Source organism: Bosea sp. OAE506 (assembly GCF_040546595.1).
Lineage (GTDB): Bacteria > Pseudomonadota > Alphaproteobacteria > Rhizobiales > Beijerinckiaceae > Allobosea.
The window spans coordinates 2,497,076-2,515,800 of sequence record NZ_JBEPOB010000001.1 but is presented as its reverse complement, the minus strand read 5'-3'; the positions used below and the strand labels follow the sequence as shown (position 1 = coordinate 2,515,800).

The following is an 18,725-nucleotide window of genomic DNA, read 5'->3' as shown; positions in this document are numbered from 1 at the left end:
GCCAGTCTTTGCGAGAGGTTCAGCTGGCTCGGGCGACCTTCGCCACCTGCTGACCCTCGGCGCCGCCGTCGCGGATCACGGCCGCGAGGTCGAGCAGCGCCACGATGTCGGTGTCGAGCAGCACCAGCCCTTCGATGAGGCCGTGCTCGTCGCGCTCCAGATCCGGCGCCGGACGAACCGCGCTGACCGGCACGTCGACGATGTCGGACACCGAATCGACCAGGAGGCCGGCGACCTTGTCCTCGACATCGACGACGACGATCACATGGGTCGCGGTGGCGTTCGTGGTGCCGAGCCCGATCGAGGTGCGCAGGTCATAGACCGCGAGGATCACGCCGCGCAGGTTGAGCACACCGCGCACATGCGGGGCGGCATGCGGCAGCGGGGTCGTCGCCTGCCAGCCCTTGATCTCGCGGACCATGCCGACATCGATCCCAAAGGTGCGATCGCCGACCTTGAAGGTCACGATCCGGCGCGCCGCGGATTCCGGCTGCGCCGACGAGAAGTGCTTTTCGCCGAGTTGCAGGGTCATGGTCATCCAGCCAGTTTCAGTTCGGTTGCGGGGCTGCGCTCGCCGGATGCGGCGAGACGGAGCATGGAGTCGACGTCGAGAATGAGGGCGACGAGGCCGTCGCCGAGGATGGTCGCGGCCGAGGCGCCGTGGACCGTGCCGTAATTGCCTTCGAGGCTCTTCACGACGACCTGCTGCTGGCCGACGATCTCGTCGACGGCGATGCCGACATTGTCGCCGCGCTCGGTCTCGGCGATGATGATGATGTTCTCGTTGCGGGTACCCGACGAGCCCATCACAGCGCCGAGGCGGTGCAGCGGGGTGATCTCGCCGCGCCAGCGCAGCACTTCCTGGCCGAAGGTCAGGTGCTCGATCGGGGTCGAGGCGAGATGCTGCGTCTCGATCACGCTCGCGATCGGGATCACGTAGCGGTCGGAGCCGCAGCGGATGACCATGCCCTCGAGCACGGCCAGCGTCAGCGGCAGGGCGAGGGTGAACTTGCAGCCCCGGCCCGGCTCGGAATCGACGCTGATGCGGCCGCCGAGCGATTCCACGTTCCGGCGCACCACGTCCATGCCGACGCCACGGCCCGAGACGTCGCTGATGACCTCGGCGGTCGAGAGACCGGCCGCGAAGATCAGCTGGTCGATCTCCTCCGGCGTCAGCTTCTCGTCGGCGCCGACCAGGCCGCGCGAGCGCGCCTTGGCGAGCAGCTTGTCGCGGCCGATGCCGCGCCCGTCATCCGTGACGGAGATGACAATGCGCCCGGCGCGATGCTCGGCGATCAGCTTGATCGTGCCTTCTGGGCTCTTGCCGGCGGCGATGCGGTCTTCCGGCGTCTCGAGCCCGTGATCCATCGAATTGCGGATCATGTGGGTCAGCGGATCGGCGAGTTCCTCGATGATCGTCTTGTCGACCTCGGTGTTCTCGCCCTCGAGAACGAGGCGCACTTCCTTGCCGAGCGTCTGGGCCAGTTCGCGCACCAGGCGCGGCATGCGCTGGAACACGGCCTTCACCGGCTGGGCGCGGACCGCCATGACGTGGTCCTGAAGCTCGCGCGTCTGGCGCGAGAGGGTCAGGATGCCTTCGGCGGTCTTGGCATAGACGTCGTAGGGCAGCGAGCGCACGCATTCGACAAGCATCGACTGCGTGATGACGATTTCGCCGACGAGGTTCATCAGCTTGTCGATGCGGTCGAGATCGACGCGCACGCTGACCGCCTGGCGCTGGCGCGCGGCAGCAGCATCGTTGGCAGGCGCACGGGGGGCGGCCTTGGCCGCGGCCGGGGCTTCGGCGGCCGGGGCGGCGGGCTTGGCCGCAGGCGCGGGCGCCGCCGGCTGGATGTCGGGCTGCGCAACGGCAGCCGTCGCGGGGCCGAGCTTGGCGAGGATGGCCGAGAGATCGGCCGCGACAGAGCCGGAAACCTCGCCGCTGGCGGCAGCAGCCGGAGCCGCCTCGGCCACCGGCGCCGGAGCGTCGTCATTGGCCGGCGCGTCGGAGAGGATCTCGATCTGGAATTCTTCCGTCGCGAGCGTGAAGTCGAACCGGCTGCAGATTTCCTCGACGGACAGCTCGGTGCGCATCGTCACGACGAAGCGCATGAAGCAGTCGGAGACGTCGATCGTCTCCAGTGACGGCACATGGCTGAGATCGCAGGCGATCGAGACGATGTCGTCGGCCGGCAGCGAGGCGAAAACGACGCGGGGCTCGATCACGCGGCGGAACAGGTCGGCCTCGGGCGAGATGCGCAGCACGACGTCGCGGCCGGGCTTCTTCGGAGCGGCGGCTGGCGCATCGTCCCAGCCCGTATCGGCGGGCGCAGCGGTCTTGGCCGCGACCATGGCGAGCAGGTTGCCGAGCGCGGCGACGCCGGGCGGATCGTCGCTCGACGCGGGCGGCGCCGCGGGAGCGGCCGCTGCCGGGGCCGGAGCGGCGGCCTTGGGAGCCTCGCCGGGTGCCTTGCCGACCTGCTCGAGCGCCTCGAGCAGATCCGGACGCGGCCGGGCCGGCTCATCGTTGCGAGCGGCGGAGACGAGATCCGCGACGGCATCCGAGCAACGCAGGAAGAGGGTAAAAGGAGCGTCCTCGATGGCGACACGGCCCGACCTCAGATGGTCGAGCGAAGCCTCGAAGACATGCGCGAAGGCGACCAGCTCGGTGCAGCCGAAGGCGCCGGCACCACCCTTGATCGAGTGGATCGCGCGGAAGGCGGCGTTGACATCCTCGGGGTCCGTCGAGCCTTCGTCCAGCGCCTGCAGGCGCGATTCGAGCGCCCCCAGGAGCTCTTCGCACTCCTGGAAGAATGTCTGCTTGAGTTCGGCCAACGGATCCATGAACAGGCCTCAGTTCTGATAGCGGGCGACGAGGCCGAGCAGGGTGTTGGGCTCGAACGGCTTGACCATCCAGGCGCTGGCGCCGGCGCGCCGGCCCTCGGCCTTGATCTCCGCGCCGTTCTCCGTGGTCAGAACGATGATCGGCGTGTTCTGGCCGGCGGGACGAGCGCGGCAGGCGCGGGTGAACTCGATCCCGTCCATGAGCGGCATGTTGAGATCGGTGATCACCAGGTCCGGCTTGAACTGGTCGAACTTCACCAGCCCGTCCTCGCCGTTCTCCGCCTCGGCCACTTCATGGCCGGCATTGCGCAGAGTCAGGCTGAGCAGACTGAGCAGGGTCTTTGTGTCGTCGATGGCGAGAATGCGCATTCAAATCACTCCAGAACGAGAGCGCTGTGAGCGGGATCGAAACCGATCGCCCGCAGGGATTCGCGGCACTCCGCGGAGGCTGCCCTCAGCGACACCGACAGTCCCCGCGCCTTCGCGCTGGTGGCGGCCGAATGCAGCAGCTGGATCCACAGGCTGGGCAGAGGCCCGGCCTCGGCACATTCCACGGCGATGCTTTCCTTCTGCTCCATTGCGACGAGCAGCTGGTTTCGGAAGGTGGCCGCTTCGGAGCGGCCGAGGAAGGCGGGGAGCGATACGGTGATGACCATGTGACACGACCCAGGATTGCGCCAATCAGCATCGGGGCAGACTGGTAAAAATTTCCCTAACCAGACGACGTAGCGTCAACTTTTTGGGCAAGGCGGTGTCCGGAAAGCACGCTGGGGCCTCCGGCGCCCTCCCCGCGGCCGCTCGCTGCACACGGCGAAAGGCGTCAGAACATGCTGTTGCTGATGGCGCGCGGAACCAGCGAGATGCTGCCATTCGCCTCACGGTACTTGCGCGGGATGTTGATGATTCCCGACAGGTGCAGCCACAGATTGTTGGGCGAGATCGGCTTGGTGATGATCTCGTGCGCGCCGAGCTTTGCCGCCTGCACGACGGAGCGGCGGTCGGGCTTCTCCATCATCACCAGCACCGGCGCCTTGGCGAAGGGCGAGGTCTTGAACGAGCGGATGGCGGCCAGGCACTTCGTGCTGCCGTTGTCCGGCATGTCCCAGTCCAGGATGACGATGTTGGGCTGCTTCTGGATGAACATCGTCGCGGCGGAGGGCAGATCCGATGCCTCGAAGATGCGGTGCAGCTGCGCCTGATACAGCATCGTCCGCACGATGCGGCGATAATGCGGGCTCGGATCGATCAGGAGCACCGACAGATTGGGAAAGGACGGCGCGATATGCATGACGCGGGGCCCGACAACTCACTCTACAACGACTGACACAACAAAACCGGTCGGACGAAAGGTCTCTCGCTACACGTTCAGGCCGAAGCGGAACCCGCCCCAGTGCCGCCCCTTGACCATGATCGGCGCCGAGAGGTCTTCCATCACCAGGAACTGGCCGCCGCCCATGTCGCGACGATACGTCTGCAGCAGGAACGGCTTGCGGTTGCGGGCCGCCGCCAGGCCGGTCCGGTCGTTGAAGATGCGCCGGTTGCGGCAGTTGGCGTTGTTCCAGACCGGGTCCTGGCCCTGCGGATGCGCGTATTTCAGGTTATGCGTCGGCAGGAAGCCGTTGCGGTCCACCGCCGCGCAGAAGACGATGCGGCGGTTAGAGGCGAGCAGCGGCTCCTGGATCGGCGGCAGCACCCTGTCGCAGAGCTTGATGAAGCGGGTCAGATGCTGGACCGGGTCGCTGCCCGGGATTGGCTGATAGGCCTCGTCGAAAAGATCTGCAGGCGTGACCTCGCCGCGATCGAGCGCCTCCTCGAACAGCCGGCCGATCCGCTCGGCGGTCTCCATGGCCGTCGCGATGAGCGCCGACTGCGCCGTGCGCACGCCCGACGCCGCGATGACGCCGAGAATGCCCTCGCTGATCGAGACCAGCGCCTCGGCCCGCTGCGAGGCCTTCTCCAGGTTCTCGCTCGAATGGTCGACGCCCTCGACGAGACTCTTCAGGTCCTCGCTCACCTTCGCGAAGGCGACGGCGTTGTCGCGCGTCGGGTTGGAGATCGCGTCGATGTCGCCGATCAGCTCGACGACGGAGCGGCTGAAGCTGTCGAGCTCGCCGACTTGGAGCGCGATCGAGCGGCTCTCCTGGCTCGCCCGCTGCGCCGTCTGCGCGTTCTCCTCGCTTTTGGTGGCCAGCGTATCGACCGACTTCACCAGCGCCTCGAGCTGCTTGGAGCTGAGCGCGGTGGCATCGCGCGTCTGCTCGGCGAGATGCTTCACCGCCGCAGCGATGACAGCGAATCCGCGTCCGGCGGCGCCGCTGCGGGCGGCCTCGACGCCCGCATTGATCGACAGCAGCTGGATCTCGCGGGTGATGGCCTGGATCGCGTCGCTGGAGGCGCGCACCTTGTGCGCGTCGGCCACCGCCTGCGACAGCGCCTGCGAGATCGACTGCGCGCCTTGCGACAAGGCCTCGATGTCGGACTGGGCCGAATTAAGCCCCTGCCGCACCGCGCCGGTGACGCGCTCGAGCCCATGGCGGACGGAGGAGGCGGTGCTCTGCGCGCCTTCGGCGGCCTGCTCGATCGCGCGGTTGGCGCGCGACACCTGCTCCACCGCGGTCACGACACGGTGGAGACCCTGGGTCTGGCCGTCGAGCTGGCGCGTGACGTCGCTGATGCGCCCCGAAATATCCGTGATCTCGACGCCGAGCTTCGCGAACCGCTCGGAGATGTCCCGGACCGCTCGCTCCGCGGCGGCCTCGGTCGGCAAGTCCTCATTGGCCGGCTCGGGGGCAGTTCGCGCAAGCGCATGCATGGTGGGCGGGTCCTTTGCGGGCCTCGGCAATCCATCCTGACCCTAGCGAAACGCGGTAAACCGAGGGTTAATGCAACTTCTGGGCGTGCCGGGGCTGTATCGGGACCGCGCACCCCGTCGTCAGGCGCGCCCGCAGGCATTTCCGGAACCGCAGCGCCCAAGAATCCGTATATGCTCTGCATCCGCGAACGCGGCTCCGGCATACCGTTGGGGCAAGTCCGATGCCGAAACCGCTCATGGAGGATCTCGCATGACCACCACCTATTCCGTTTCCCGCCGCTCGCTGCTCGGGGTCGGTGCTGCCGCCCTCGCCATGGCCGCCGCCCCGCGCGTCTGGGCCCAGGCCGCCGCCCCCGCCGCCCCGGCCGGCCCGTTCTCGCTGCCCAAGCGCGCCTATGAGGCTGCCGCCCTGGAGCCGCATATCGACGCGATGACGATGGACATCCACTACAGCCGCCACCACGCGGCCTTCGTCACGGCGCTCAACAACGCCGCCAAGGACCATGGCGTCCTCGCCTCCAAGCCGATCAACGAACTCCTCGGCGACATCGGCGCCCTGCCGGAGGCCGTGCGCGTGCCGATCCGCAACGCCGGCGGCGGCCACGCCAACCACAGCATGTTCTGGGAGATCATGGGGCCCGGCGCCGGTGGCGCGCCGACCGGCGATGTCGCGGCCGCGATCACCAAGGACCTCGGCGGCTTCGACAAGTTCAAGGCCGATTTCGAGGCGGCGGGTCTGCGCGTCTTCGGCTCGGGCTGGGTCTTCGTCACGGTCGACAAGGCCGGCAAGCTCGCTCTGCTGGCCAAGCCGAACCAGGACAGCCCGCTGATGGACAAGCAGATGGTCCTGCTCGGCAACGACGTCTGGGAGCACGCCTATTACCTGAAGTACCAGAACCGCCGCGCCGACTACCTCAAGGGCTGGTGGAACGTGGTCAACTGGGCGAAGGTCAACGAGCGTTACGCCGCCGCCAAGGCCGGCAAGCTCGCCGTCTGAGCCTGATCCTCAGGACGCCCCCTGCGATGCCCGGCGCCTGCGCCGGGCATTTCACTTTCGGGCCTCGGACGGGCACGGAAGCCCTTGCGGGATGGGACACTGCGGCTTAGATTAGAATTATTCTAATCAGGATGATGCCATGCTCTCCCGCTTCTCCCTGCCGGGCTTCGGCGGCAAGCGCCGCTTCGACGATCTTTCGGAGCGCGAGATCCTTGCCCTCGCCATCGCCTCCGAGGAGGAAGACGGGCGCATCTACCAGACCTATGCCCAGTCCCTGCGGGCGAGCTACCCCGCCTCGGCCGCCGTGTTCGACGGCATGGCGCAGGAAGAGGACGGCCACCGCCAGCGCCTGCTCGACCTCTACCGCAAGCGCTTCGGCGAGGTGGTGCTGCCGATCCGGCGCGAGCATGTCGCGGATTTCTACAGCCGCAAGCCGGTCTGGCTGGTCGAGAACCTAGGTCTCGACCGCATCCGCGCGGAAGCCGAGGACATGGAACGCCAGGCGCGGGACTTCTATGTCGCCGCGGCCGGCCGCTCGACCGATGTCGAGACCCGCGGCCTGCTCGGCACCCTCGCCGCGGCGGAAGCGGGCCACCAGACCAAGGCTCAGGCGCTGACCGAAGCCCATCTCGGTGGTGAAGCCCGCTCGGAGGAGGATCTCGCCGCCAAGCGCCAGTTCGTCCTGACCTGGGTGCAGCCGGGCCTGGCCGGCCTGATGGACGGCTCGGTCTCGACGCTCGCCCCGATCTTCGCCACCGCCTTCGCGACCCAGGATCCGCACACCACCTTCCTGATCGGCCTCTCGGCCTCGGTCGGTGCCGGCATCTCGATGGGCTTCACCGAAGCCGCCCATGACGACGGGAAGCTCTCGGGCCGCGGCGCCCCCTGGAAGCGCGGCCTGGCCTCGGGCGTGATGACAGCACTCGGCGGGCTCGGCCACGCCTTGCCCTACCTGATCCCGCATTTCTGGACGGCGACGACCGTCGCGCTGATGGTGGTGTTCGTCGAGCTCTGGGCGATCGTCTGGATCCAGAACCGCTATATGGAGACGCCCTTCCTGCGCGCCGCCTTCCAGATCGTGCTGGGCGGCGGGCTGGTTCTGGCGGCGGGCATCCTGATCGGCGGGTCGTAGCGGCACGTCATGCTCGGGCTTGCCGCGAGCATCTCTCGCAAAAGGATACGCTTCTTTCGGAAAGAGTTTCTCGGGTCCGCGCCAGCGCGGCCCGAGAATGACGACCTAGCCCAGCACAGGCGCCCGCGCCTCGCACACCCCGTCCCGCTGCAGCATGAAGGCCGCCCGAAGGCAGAGATCCTCGCGCCAGGGCGCAGCGATAATCTGCACGCCGATCGGCAGGCCGGCCCCGAAGACCGGCACCGCCGCGACCGGCAGGCCGATCGCCGAGATCGGCTGGGTAAACAGCCCGAGATTGGGCCGCAGCGGCACGGTTTCCCCGCGCAGCTCCAGCGTCTTCTGTCCGACGAGCGGCGCGGGACAGGGCGTGGCCGGCGCGATGATCAGGTCGACATCGGCGAAGACGCGCATCATTTCATCATGAAACCAGCGCCTCGCCCGCTGCGCCTGGACATACCAGGCCGCCGGCAGCATCGCCCCGGCCAGAAAGCGGTCGCGGGTCTCGGGGTCGAAATCATCGGCGCGCTTCCGCAGCCGGTCGAGATGGAAGGTCGCGCTCTCGCTGTTGGTGATCAGGAAGGCGGCAGCGCGGGCGATCGCCGCGCCCTCGAGCGCGACATGCTGCGTCGCGCCCAGCGCCTGCGCCACCCGCGCCACGGCCGCCGCCGCCTCCGGCATGCCCTCGGTCGCGAAATGCCCGCCCGCCACCGCGATCCGCAACTCACCGACGCCCGCCTGAAGAGACGGCAGCACCGGTTCGACCGGCCGCTGCGCGCAGGCCGGATCATGCGCATCCGGCCCCTGCAGCGCGTCATAGGCAGTCGCGAGATCGGTGACGTCGCGCGCGAAGGGGCCGAGATGATCGAGCGAGTCGCAGAAGGGGAAGCTGCGCGTGCGCGGCAGCCGGCCATAGGTCGGCTTCAGGCCGAAGACGCCGCAGAGCGAACTCGGCACGCGGATCGAGCCATTGGTGTCGGATCCCAGCGAGAGTGGGCTGAAACCCGCCGCCGTCGCCGCCCCCGAGCCGGAGGAAGAGCCGCCGGCCATGCGGGCCGGGTCATGCGGGTTGCGGCAGGGCCCGTCATGGGCGTTCTCGCCGGTGAAGTCATAGGCGTATTCGCCCATGTTCAGCCCGCCGAGCAGCACGGCGCCCGCCGCGGTCAGCCGCTCGACCAGCACCGCGTCGCGCGCGGCCGGCTTTCGCTCGCGATTGATCTTCGAGCCCGCCCGCGTCGGCAGCCCCGCAATGTCGAACAGGTTCTTGGCCGCGAAGGGCACGCCCGCCAACGGCCCGAGCGGCGCGCCCGCTGCGCGGGCGGCATCGATCGCGCTTGCCTGCGCCAGCGCCCGCTCGGCGGTGACGTCGGTAAAGGCATTGATGGCGGAATCGAGCGCCGCGATGCGGGCGAGGAAGGCTTCGGTGACGGCCCGAGCCGTTACCTCCCCCTCCCGGACCTGCGAAGCGATGCGGTGGGCCGGCGTGAAGACGTCGAGGGTCACGCGGTTGACTCCGGAAACCCTGGCCGGAACACCGGGGCCAGTTCGAGCGAGGCCTCGTCGATCGGCGCGGCGAAGACGATCTCGGCCATGCCATGGGCGATGGTCAGGAACTGCAGCACCACCGGCCGCTGCGCATCCGTGATCGTCAGCCCCAGCACCGGCGCCATCGCATCGCAATGACGTGCGGCGTCGAAAGCCGTCTTCACATCGGCACCGCTCATTCCGCCGGCTCCAGATTGGCACGAGGTTCCGTGGTCATCGTCTTGGCTCCGCTTTCCGCCGCGAGGCTCTTGCCGCAATACCAAAGGAAGCCCGCCACCATCGCATAGGCCAGGCTGATCGAGGGCGTGACGCCCAGCCCCTTGCCGATGCCGATCGCCTCGCCATGCATCAGCCCGAAATAGGTCAGCACCGCCCCCGCCGCTGCAAAGGCCGCGGCCTGCGCGAACTGCTTCTCGATGACGAAGACGGCGATCGCGCCGAGCACAAGCCCCGACAGGATCGCCCCGCCGCCCATCAGTTCGAGCCCGTGATAGAGCACGCCCATATTGGCCATCTTGTCGATGCCGACTGCCGCCGCATTCGTGCCCGCAGCGCCCAGCGCCCCGTCGATCTGGACCTTGGCCCAGGCCGCCAGATGCGGCGTCACCGCCAGCACGATCGCCGGGGCATGGCTGGTCGGCGTGGTCTGGAAGGCCTGCGCACCGATCAGCATGCCGATATAGAGCAGGATCGGCGAGATCGCGACGATCGGGATCAGCGCCAGCAGCAGCGCGACGATGCCGAACCAGCAGAGCACGATCACGATCAGCCCGGTGGCGGCCGAATAGCCGATGCGCCCGCCCATCGCCTTCCAACCGGGATGGCCGATATAGACGGCGTTGATGAAGGGGTTGCCCATCAGGCAGCCGATCAGTGAGACGACGCCGTCGGCGGTCAGCACCCGCGTCGTCGGGTAGTGGTCACCGGCCGCCTCCGCGCTCTCTACATTATCCATCGCCTCCACGAGATCGTAGATGCCGAAGGGGATGGCCGTGACGAGGATGATCCCGAGATAGGTGAAGCCCGAGAAGACATGGTCGAAGGCCGGCACCGGCAGCGAGAATCCGAAATTCGAGAACGCAGCGCCGAGCTTGGCCAGCGAGAGCCCGCCGACATCGAGCCCGACCAGCGACGAACCCCAGGCGATCACGAGGCCGAAGGCGATGGCGACGAGCCCGGCCGGGATGCCGCGCGGATAACGGATGCCGCCGAACCAGCTCACCAGGATGATCGCCAGGCACACCAGCCCGATAGCCGGCGTCAGGAAGATCTCCAGCGCCGGCCGCATCGAGATGAAGGCGATCGAGACGCCCGCCAGCGTGCCCAGCAGCGCTGCGCGCGGCGTGATCCTGCGGATGTAGGGCGCGATGAAGCCACCGATCATCAGGATGAAGCTCTGGAAGAACACCCAGACGAGGCCCGCCTCCCAGCCCTTGACCGGATCGCCGGTCATCGTCGCAATCGGCAGCATGATGACGAAGGTGACGACGAACATGTGGGGGACGCTGATGCCCGAAGGCAGCGCGCAGACGTCGTCGCGGCCGGTCTCCTTGGCGAGCTTCCAGGCGAGATAAGCATAGTAGCCGGTCGACAGCGCCATCATCAGCCCGAGCGCCGGCAGGATGCGCCCGTAGATCAGCTCGGTGGGCATCTTCAGCACGAATTGCAGGAGCCCGGTCAGCACCAGCAGATTGACCAGGATGTTGGTGCCGAAGCCGAACAGGGCGTTCCAGTCGCCCGGTGTCCAGAGCTTCGGTGAGGTCGTCGTCGCGCTTGCCGTCGTCGTCGCCATGTCCCCCTCCTGTCCCGGCTTCCCAGCCCCGATCAGGCCGCCTGCTCCCGCCCGGAGAGCGCGGCCAGCACCTCCGTCGTCGTCGAAACCCAGCCGAAGATTCCGCCCTGGGCCGCAATCATGCGCAGGCCGACCTCGTGGAACTCCGGGAAATAGGAGGCGCAGGCATCGCCCAGCACGAGGCAGCGATAGCCGCGGTCGTTCGCCTCGCGCACCGTGGTGTGGACGCAGACCTCGGTGGTGACGCCCGTCACCATCAGCGTCTCGATGCCGCGATTGCGCAGCATCAGCTCAAGATCTGTCTGGTAGAAGGCGCCCTTGCCCGGCTTGTCGATCACCGGCTCGCCGGGCAGCGGCGCCAGCGCCGGAATGATCTCGTGCCCCGCCTCGCCGCGGATCAGGATGCGCCCCATCGGCCCGCAGGCACCGATGCGCTTGTCGGCCGGGCCGCGCAGGACCTTGGCCGGCGGCGCGTCGGCGAGATCGGGCCGGTGGCCCTCTCGGGTGTGGATGACCAGCAGCCCCTCCGCCCGCGCCGCCGCCAGGATCGCCCGGCAGGGCTCGACCGCCGCCATCAGCCGCGAGACGTCGTTGCCGAGCGCAGCGCCGAAGCCGCCGGGCTCGAGGAAGTCCCGCTGCATGTCGATGATGATCAGCGCCGTGCGCGCCATGTCGACGCCAAGCGGGAAGGGCCGGGCAGGAATTTCGATGCGGCTCACGGTGCGGCGCCCCCGATCGCGGATCAGCGGAACGGGCTTTGCAAGGCCCGTGCCTGACAGCGAGTCAGCGCCAGGGGCAGAATCAGATCATGAGAAGCGCAGCCGAACCCATTGCCGGAACGGGGAAATCCCGGCGATCCGAAATCTGAGCCGAAACGACCTCGGCCCGCCGCATTCGACAGGGCGGCGGCCGGTCGTTTTCGTTGCATAATCCTTGCATGCAACTCCTTGAGTTTTGCCTAATCGATAGGCGCCGCGAAAGAGAGCCCCGTGACGACCCTGACCAGCCTGCTCGCCGCCCATCTCGATGGCAGTGCCACCATCCCGCAGACCATCGCCGCCTGCTATGCCCGCCACCACGCCCATGGCGACGCGGCGATCTTCATCACGCTGCGGCCGCAAGCCGAGGTGCTGGCGGAGGCTGAGGCCCTGCAGGCGGAGGGACCGCGCGGCCGTGCGCTCTGGGGCGTACCCGTCGCCATCAAGGACAACATCGACGTCGCCGGCCTGCCCACCACGGCAGCCTGCCCTGCCTTCGGTTATGAGCCGGAACGCGACGCAACCGTCGTCGCGCGGCTGCGCGCGGCCGGCGCGATCGTCATCGGCAAGACCAATCTCGACCAGTTCGCCACCGGCCTGAACGGCTCCCGCTCGCCCTATGGGGTGCCGCGCAATGCCCTGCGCGCAGACCTCGTCCCCGGCGGCTCCAGCTCCGGCTCGGCGAGCGCGGTCGCAGCCGGCATCGTGCCCGTGGCGCTGGGCACCGACACGGCCGGCTCAGGCCGCGTGCCCGCCGGGCTGCAGAACCTCGTCGGCCTCAAGCCCAGCCTCGGCCTCGTCTCGACGGCAGGCGTCGTGGCGGCCTGCCGCACGCTGGACTGCGTCTCCGTCTTTGCCCTGACCGTCGAGGATGCCTGGGCCGTGCTGTCGGTTGCAGCAGGCCACGACGCAGGCGATCCCTGGTCCCGCGCCCTGCCGCTGGGCCGGCCAGGCGCCGTGCCGCCAAAGCTGCGGATCGCCGTGCCCCGGCCGGAAGATCTCGATGTCGCGAGCGATGCTGCGGCGGCCGCGAGCTTCGCCGCTGCGGTCGAGCGCGCCAAAACCCTCGGCGCCGAGATCGTTCCGCTCGATATGGCTCCGTTCTACGAGACCGCGCGCTTGCTCTATGAGGGCCCCTGGGTCGCCGAGCGCTATCTGACGATCCGCGACCTCCTGGCGAAGGACCCCGAGGCGATCCTGCCCGTGATCCGGCAGGTCGTCGCGGGGCGGCCCCTGCCCGACGCGGCCGACACCTTCGCCGCGCGCTACCGCGTCGCCGAACTCGCGCTGGTCGCCAAAGCGGCGATGAAGGGCATCGACGCACTGATGGTGCCGACAGCGCCGCGCCCGGTGACACTGGCCGAGATGGCCGCCGACCCCATCGGCGCCAATTCGCTGCTCGGGCGCTATACCAATTTCGTCAACCTGCTCGATCTCTGCGCGCTGGCCATCCCCGCCAGCCTAGCGGCGGACGGCACGGCGGCGGGCGTGACGCTGATCGCCCCGGCCGGGCATGATGCCGTGCTCGCCGGCATCGGGCAGGCGCTCCACGCCGCCGCCGGGCTGCCGCTGGGCGCGACCGGCGGGCCTCATCCCGCCGTGACACCCGCGCCGGTTCGGGCCGCTTCCGACGCCATCGAGATCGCCGTCGTCGGCGCGCATCTCTCCGGCATGCCGCTGAACCGCGAACTGACGGACCGGGGCGGCAGCTTCCTGCGCGCCACCACCACCACCGCGGACTATCGCCTCTTCGCCCTGCCGGGCGGTCCGCCGGCGCGGCCAGGGCTGATCCGCGTCGGGACCGGCGGCGCCGCCATCGCGCTCGAGGTCTGGTCGCTGCCGCCGGAGGGCTTCGGCCGCTTCGTCGCCGGCATCCCCTCCCCGCTCGGCATCGGCACGATGGCGCTCGCCGACGGCACGAGCGTCAAGGGCTTCCTCTGCGAAACCATCGCGACCGAAGGCGCGCGCGACGTGACGGAATTCGGCGGCTGGCGCGCCTTCGTGGCCGCGCAGGCAAAGACGGGGTGACGCAGGGACGGGACTTCGCCGAACAGCGCGCACGTGATAAGGTCACTTGTAGTCACCGTGCGAGGTCGCGATGAAGGAAGTCCAGTTGCGGGAGGCGAAGGCTTCCCTCTCCGCTCTCGTCGACCGCGCCGTCGCCGGCGAGCCCGCGCTCATCACCCGGCATGGCCGCAAGGAGGCGGTCGTTTTATCTTTCGCCGAGTACCAGCGGCTCGCCAACGTACCGAGCTTTGAGGAGTTGCTGGCCGCCTATCCGGGCGAGCCTGGCGATATTCCCGATCGGGATCGGGCTCCGCCACGCGAATTCGAATTCTGATGTACTTGCTCGACACCGACATGCTTTCGGCGTCGGCTCCGACCAAGGCCCAGCAACACGACGCGTGGCTAGAATGGCAGGCTCGGGCCAAGGGACGGCTTTTTCTGTCCGTAATCACGATCGCTGAGGTCGAGGGCGGCATCTGCGCATGCTTGCGTCGTGGCGCGACCGCCAAAGCACTCCGACTGCGGCAATGGATCGATATGATGGCGCATCTCTACAACGGACGCATCCTGCCGTTCGATCTCAATGTCGCCCATGCCGCGGGGCCGTTGCTCGATCGGGCTCGCGCTCACGGCACGGGTTTCGCCGACGTCGCCATCGCCGCGACGGCGGCGGCACACGGTCTGATCGTCTTGACTGGCAACGAGAGGCACTTCCGCCCCCTCGAGGTCGCCTGCATCAATCCCTTAAGGGAACTGCCGCCGCTGTGAGCCGCCCCCTTACCGCGTCTCCGCATAGCTCCTGAACGCATCCCTGACGATGCCGATATGGGCGCGCATCGCCTCCTGCGCGCCCGGCTGGTCGCCGCGCAGGATCGCCTGCACGATCAGGTCGTGCTCACGATAGGAGCCACCCAGGCGGCCGGTGGCGCGGAACTGCGCCCGGCGGAAGGGCGCGACGCGGGTGCGCGTCATCAGCGTCAAATCGGCCAGATAGCCATTATGCGAGCCGGCATAGATCGCGGCGTGAAAGGCCTCGTTCTTCGCATGATAGCTCGCCGGATCGCCCTCATGGACGAGCAACCGCAGCGCCTCGTGCAGGGCTTCCAGCGCCCGCCGCTCGGGCACGGTCATGTTGCGCGCGGCGAGCCCGGCGCAGAGCGCCTCCAGCTCCGCCATCGCCTCGAACATGTCGTTGAGCTGGCGGGGCGTCGGCAGCGCCACCACCGCGCCGCGATGCGGCCTGACGCTGACCAGCCCCGAGGCCGACAACTGGCGGATCGCCTCGCGCACCGGGGTGCGCGACACGCCGAAGCGCGTCGCGATTTCCTGTTCGTCCAGCGGCGTCCCGGGCTCGAGCTGGCCGGAGACGATCGCATCGGAGAGTTGCAGCCGCAGCGCCTCGGTGCGCGTCACCGGCGCCGTGGCGGGCCTTGCGGTTCGGACGGGGGCGGAACCTGGCTGCATGACCCTGTCGCCGTCGGGAGAAGGAAGGGCAGGATGAGCAAGGGGGGTGCGCGGTCTCCCGCAGCCGCCGCTCACTCGGCGATGGCGCTCACATGGGCGGCGACGACGCGCCAGCCCTCGGGGAATTTGACCCAGGTCTGGCTCTGGCGGCCGATCTTGCCCGCCATGCTTTCGCGCCGGAACAGCGTATTGGCCGTGGCGAAGGCGTCGCCATAGGTGGTGATGACGGTGCGCTCGATCGTGCGCTTCAGCCCGGCGGACGGGCGCGCCGCGCGGAACGCCGCAATCTCGCCGAAGCCGTAGAGATTTTCGCCGATGCCGTAGCGGATCGTCTCGGGCGCATCCTTGAAGCAGGCATCCAGCACCGCGACGTCGTTCTCGTTCAGCGCCTTCTCATAGACCATGAAGGCGGCCTCGACTTCGGCGACGACAGCGGGATCGTTGAGGATCATGGGGAGGTCTCCAATCATTGTCGCATCGTCTTGCTCAGCCCTCATCCTGAGGAGCGCCGCAGGCGCGTCTCGAAGGATGCTCCAGAGAGCGACCGCTGGAGCATCCTTCGAGACGCCGCTTCGCGGCTCCTCAGGATGAGGGCTATGAGGACCATTTACGCCGGCGGATGGGGAATCGCCGTCAGCAGTTCCTTGGTATAGTCCGCCTTCGGGTCGCCGAGCACCTCTTCGGCCGTGCCCTGCTCGACGATGGCGCCCGTCTTCATCACGATCACCCGGTCGCAGAGCAGCCGCACAACGTTGAGATCATGCGAGACGAAGAGATAGCTCATCCCGAGCCGCTCCTTCAGCTCCTGCAGCAGATTGAGCACCACCGCCTGGACGGAGACGTCGAGCGCAGCCGTCGGCTCGTCGAGGATGACGAGATCGGGGTCGAGCGCGATGGCGCGGGCGATGCCGACACGCGCCTTCTGCCCGCCCGAGAGCTGGTGCGGGAAGCGGTCGATCAGCTCGACCGGCAGCCCGACCAGCCGCGCCAGCTCCTCGCAACGCGCCCGCAGCGCGTCGCGCCCCGAAATCCCGCCCATCCGCAGGATCGGATCGGCGATGGCGCGCTCCGCCGTGAAGCGCGGATTGAGGCTGTCGGTCGGGTCCTGGAACACCATCTGGATGCGCCGGCGATGCGCGGACGCCGCGAACTGCTTGGCGGGAATCGCGCCGATATCCGTGCCGTCGAACAGGATCGAGCCGCTGGTCTTATCGATCAGCCTTGTGATCATCATCGACGTCGTCGATTTCCCGCAGCCGGACTCGCCGACGAGCCCGAGCGTCTCGCCCTTGGCCACGCTGAAGCTGATGCCGTCAACGGCGCGGAACGGGGCTTTCGGTTCCTCCGCCTTGCCCATCAGCTTCGCGAAGAGCGAGCCGCTCTGCGGCCGCGGATACTCCTTCACGAGGTTCTCGACCCGCATCAGCGGAGCGGCCTCCGACGCTGGCACGGCCTTGGGAGCGGACGGCTGTGCGGCCGGCCCCTTCTGCGCCTCCGGCAGCAGGTCGCGCAGGCTCATGCCGATGCGCGGCGTCGCCTGCATCAGCTTGCGGGTATAGGCGTGCTGCGGATTGCGGAAGATCTCGCTGGCCTTCGCCGTCTCGACGACGTTGCCCTTCTCCATCACCACGACCTTGTCGCAATAGGCCGCCGCCAGCCCGAGATCATGGGTGATCAGGATGGTCGACATGCCGCGTTCGCGCGTCAGCTCGACGATCAGGTCCATCACCGCCTTCTGGGTGGTGACGTCGAGCCCGGTGGTCGGCTCGTCGGCGATCAGGAGCTGCGGCTGGCATGCAAGCGCCAGCGCGATCACGACGCGCTGGCACATGCCGCCCGACAGCTCGAACGGATAGGCGTCGTAGCGCTCCTCCGGCCGCGCGATCCTGACCTTGGCCAGCGCCTCGATCGCCTTCTCCCGCGCCGTCGCCCGCGTCGCCTGGACATGTTCGAGCAGCACGTCCTCGATCTGCTTGCCGACCTTGCGGATCGGGTTCAGCGCCGCGCGCGGGTTCTGGAAGATCATCGAGATCTCGCGCCCGCGGATGTCGCGCATCTGCGCTTCGCTGGCAGCCACGAGGTCGATGCCCGAAAACGAGATCGAGCCCTCCGCGACCCTGCCGGCCCGGTCGAGAATCCGCACCACGGCATAGGAGGTCACCGACTTGCCGGAGCCGGATTCGCCGACGATGGCCACCGTCTCGCCCTTGGCGACACTGACATCGATCGCCTTGACCGCCTGCACCGTGCCCCGGCGCGTGGCGAACTCGACGGTGAGGTTCTTGATGTCGAGAAGCGGGGGCGAGGTCATCGAACGCCTCCCCCGTCATTCCGTGGCTCGCGCAGCGAGAACCCGGAACCCACGACCGGGTGAGAACTGGCGATCAGGCAGGCCGCGCCCCTGGCCGTGGGTTCCGGGTTCGCGGCTTTGCCGCGCCCCGGAATGACAGCGGTGGTTCCGCTCATCCTCAATTCCTCCGCTGCGGATCGACGAGGTCGCGCACGCCGTCGCCGAGCAGGTTGAAGCAGAACACAGCGGTCATCAGCGCCAGCCCCGGGAAGAAGGCGATCCACCATTCGCCCGAGACGATGAAGCTTGCCCCCTCCGCGACCATGATCCCCCATTCCGGGGTGGGCGGGCGCACGCCGAGCCCGATGAAGGAGAGCCCCGCCGCGTTAAGGATGGCGTAGCCCATGGTCAGCGACATCTGCACCGCCATGATCGGCATGATGTTGGGCACGATCTGCGTCAGAAGCAGGCGCCAGTCGGAATTGCCCGAAAGCCGCGCCGCCTGCACGAAGCCGGCCTCGCGGCGGACATTCGCCTCGGCCCGGGCGACGCGGGCATAGAGCGGGAAGTTGATGATCGCGGTGGCGATGACGATGTTGGTGACGCTGTTGCCGAGCGCAGCCACGATGCCCATCGCCAGCACGAAGAGCGGGAAGGCCATGATCGTGTCGGCGAGGCGCCCGACGACCTTGTCGACCCAGCCGCCATAGAAGCCGGCCATGACGCCGGCCAGCCCGCCCATCGCGAAGACGAGCGCGACCGAGCAGACCGCGATGGCGAAATCGAGCCGCGTCGCCACGATCACCCGGCTGAAGATGTCGCGCCCGAGCTGGTCGGTGCCGAACCAGTGCCGCGCGCTCGGCGCCTGAAGCGCCGAATTGGTGTTGCTGGCGAGCGGATCATAGGGGACGAGCGAAGGCCCGAGGATCGCTGCCAGCAGGATCAGCGCGAAGAGCCCGAAGGCCAGCCCCGTCACCGGGTTCTCGGAGACGATGTGGCGGGCATGGGCCAGCAGGCTGGTCGAGGGCGGAGCCTCGAAGCGCAGCGCGGGCGCGGCCGTTGGGTCGATCTTGGTCATGTCGTTCAT

19 protein-coding genes are annotated in these 18,725 nt (G+C 68.4%); 5 read left to right on the top strand and 14 right to left on the bottom strand.

Translation table 11 applies throughout. The features are described from left to right. Positions 1–19 precede the first annotated feature (19 nt). The 6 genes from ABIE41_RS12290 to ABIE41_RS12265 form a co-directional block, all read right to left on the bottom strand. Positions 20–538, bottom strand: a complete 519-nt coding sequence (locus ABIE41_RS12290; RefSeq protein ID WP_066722089.1) for a chemotaxis protein CheW — start codon at positions 536–538, stop codon at positions 20–22. Continuing rightward, entirely contained in the window at positions 535–2,844 is a 2,310-nt protein-coding gene (locus tag ABIE41_RS12285; protein ID WP_192644723.1) for a chemotaxis protein CheA, read from the bottom strand. Before ABIE41_RS12285 ends, ABIE41_RS12290 begins: the two co-directional genes overlap by 4 nt. Before the next feature lie 9 nt (positions 2,845–2,853). Then, a complete protein-coding gene (locus ABIE41_RS12280) occupies positions 2,854–3,213 on the bottom strand; it encodes a response regulator (RefSeq protein WP_192644722.1) in 360 nt (119 codons plus the stop codon). Between the two features lie 5 nt (positions 3,214–3,218). After that, positions 3,219–3,500: an STAS domain-containing protein gene (locus tag ABIE41_RS12275; protein WP_192644721.1), complete on the bottom strand. Its 282-nt coding sequence runs from the start codon at positions 3,498–3,500 to the stop codon at positions 3,219–3,221. A 164-nt stretch (positions 3,501–3,664) separates the two neighbouring features. Further along, positions 3,665–4,132 (bottom strand): response regulator, encoded by a 468-nt coding sequence (locus tag ABIE41_RS12270; protein ID WP_192644720.1) that lies wholly within the window; start codon positions 4,130–4,132, stop codon positions 3,665–3,667. 69 nt (positions 4,133–4,201) lie between these two features. Next, on the bottom strand, positions 4,202–5,656 hold the full coding sequence (locus ABIE41_RS12265; RefSeq protein ID WP_192644719.1) for a methyl-accepting chemotaxis protein: 1,455 nt from the start codon (positions 5,654–5,656) through the stop codon (positions 4,202–4,204). 250 nt (positions 5,657–5,906) lie between these two features. Here ABIE41_RS12265 and ABIE41_RS12260 point away from each other — a divergent pair, with 250 nt between their 5' ends. Both ABIE41_RS12260 and mbfA read left to right on the top strand, forming a co-directional pair. Beyond that, entirely contained in the window at positions 5,907–6,653 is a 747-nt protein-coding gene (locus ABIE41_RS12260) for a superoxide dismutase (RefSeq protein WP_192644718.1), read from the top strand. A gap of 139 nt (positions 6,654–6,792) precedes the next feature. Then, the gene (gene mbfA, locus ABIE41_RS12255) at positions 6,793–7,785 is read left to right on the top strand and encodes an iron exporter MbfA (protein WP_192644717.1); all 993 of its coding nucleotides are present in this window, start codon (positions 6,793–6,795) and stop codon (positions 7,783–7,785) included. Positions 7,786–7,890: 105 nt separating this feature from the next. On the opposite strand, the gene ABIE41_RS12250 is transcribed toward mbfA, so the two are convergent. Genes ABIE41_RS12250 through ABIE41_RS12235 form a run of 4 tightly spaced genes read right to left on the bottom strand, consistent with a single transcriptional unit; the run spans position 7,891 to position 11,790 of the window. Further along, positions 7,891–9,285 (bottom strand): AtzE family amidohydrolase, encoded by a 1,395-nt coding sequence (locus ABIE41_RS12250; RefSeq protein WP_192644716.1) that lies wholly within the window; start codon positions 9,283–9,285, stop codon positions 7,891–7,893. Continuing rightward, positions 9,282–9,506 (bottom strand): DUF4089 domain-containing protein, encoded by a 225-nt coding sequence (locus ABIE41_RS12245; RefSeq protein ID WP_192644715.1) that lies wholly within the window; start codon positions 9,504–9,506, stop codon positions 9,282–9,284. The genes ABIE41_RS12250 and ABIE41_RS12245 overlap by 4 nt, the downstream gene beginning before the upstream one ends. After that, positions 9,503–11,119 (bottom strand): regulator, encoded by a 1,617-nt coding sequence (locus ABIE41_RS12240; protein ID WP_192644714.1) that lies wholly within the window; start codon positions 11,117–11,119, stop codon positions 9,503–9,505. The genes ABIE41_RS12245 and ABIE41_RS12240 overlap by 4 nt, the downstream gene beginning before the upstream one ends. A gap of 32 nt (positions 11,120–11,151) precedes the next feature. Further along, a complete protein-coding gene (locus tag ABIE41_RS12235; RefSeq protein WP_192644778.1) occupies positions 11,152–11,790 on the bottom strand; it encodes a cysteine hydrolase family protein in 639 nt (212 codons plus the stop codon). Between the two features lie 318 nt (positions 11,791–12,108). Here ABIE41_RS12235 and atzF point away from each other — a divergent pair, with 318 nt between their 5' ends. The 3 genes from atzF (at position 12,109) to ABIE41_RS12220 (ending at position 14,652) form a co-directional block, all read left to right on the top strand. Next, positions 12,109–13,905: an allophanate hydrolase gene (atzF, locus tag ABIE41_RS12230; protein ID WP_192644713.1), complete on the top strand. Its 1,797-nt coding sequence runs from the start codon at positions 12,109–12,111 to the stop codon at positions 13,903–13,905. 70 nt (positions 13,906–13,975) lie between these two features. After that, positions 13,976–14,218: a type II toxin-antitoxin system Phd/YefM family antitoxin gene (locus ABIE41_RS12225; protein WP_192644712.1), complete on the top strand. Its 243-nt coding sequence runs from the start codon at positions 13,976–13,978 to the stop codon at positions 14,216–14,218. Next, positions 14,218–14,652, top strand: coding sequence for a PIN domain-containing protein (locus ABIE41_RS12220; protein ID WP_192644711.1), 435 nt, complete (start codon positions 14,218–14,220; stop codon positions 14,650–14,652). The genes ABIE41_RS12225 and ABIE41_RS12220 overlap by 1 nt, the downstream gene beginning before the upstream one ends. Positions 14,653–14,661: 9 nt before the next feature. Here the strand turns inward: ABIE41_RS12220 and ABIE41_RS12215 are convergent, their stop codons facing one another. The 4 genes from ABIE41_RS12215 to ABIE41_RS12200 form a co-directional block, all read right to left on the bottom strand. After that, positions 14,662–15,348 carry a GntR family transcriptional regulator gene (locus ABIE41_RS12215; RefSeq protein WP_192644710.1) on the bottom strand — a complete coding sequence of 229 codons (687 nt, stop codon included), beginning with the start codon at positions 15,346–15,348 and terminating at the stop codon, positions 14,662–14,664. A gap of 71 nt (positions 15,349–15,419) precedes the next feature. Next, a complete protein-coding gene (hpxZ, locus tag ABIE41_RS12210) occupies positions 15,420–15,800 on the bottom strand; it encodes an oxalurate catabolism protein HpxZ (protein ID WP_066722059.1) in 381 nt (126 codons plus the stop codon). A gap of 155 nt (positions 15,801–15,955) precedes the next feature. Further along, positions 15,956–17,659, bottom strand: coding sequence for a dipeptide ABC transporter ATP-binding protein (locus tag ABIE41_RS12205; protein WP_192644709.1), 1,704 nt, complete (start codon positions 17,657–17,659; stop codon positions 15,956–15,958). Positions 17,660–17,816: 157 nt separating this feature from the next. Further along, a complete protein-coding gene (locus tag ABIE41_RS12200) occupies positions 17,817–18,725 on the bottom strand; it encodes an ABC transporter permease (protein WP_465247089.1) in 909 nt (302 codons plus the stop codon).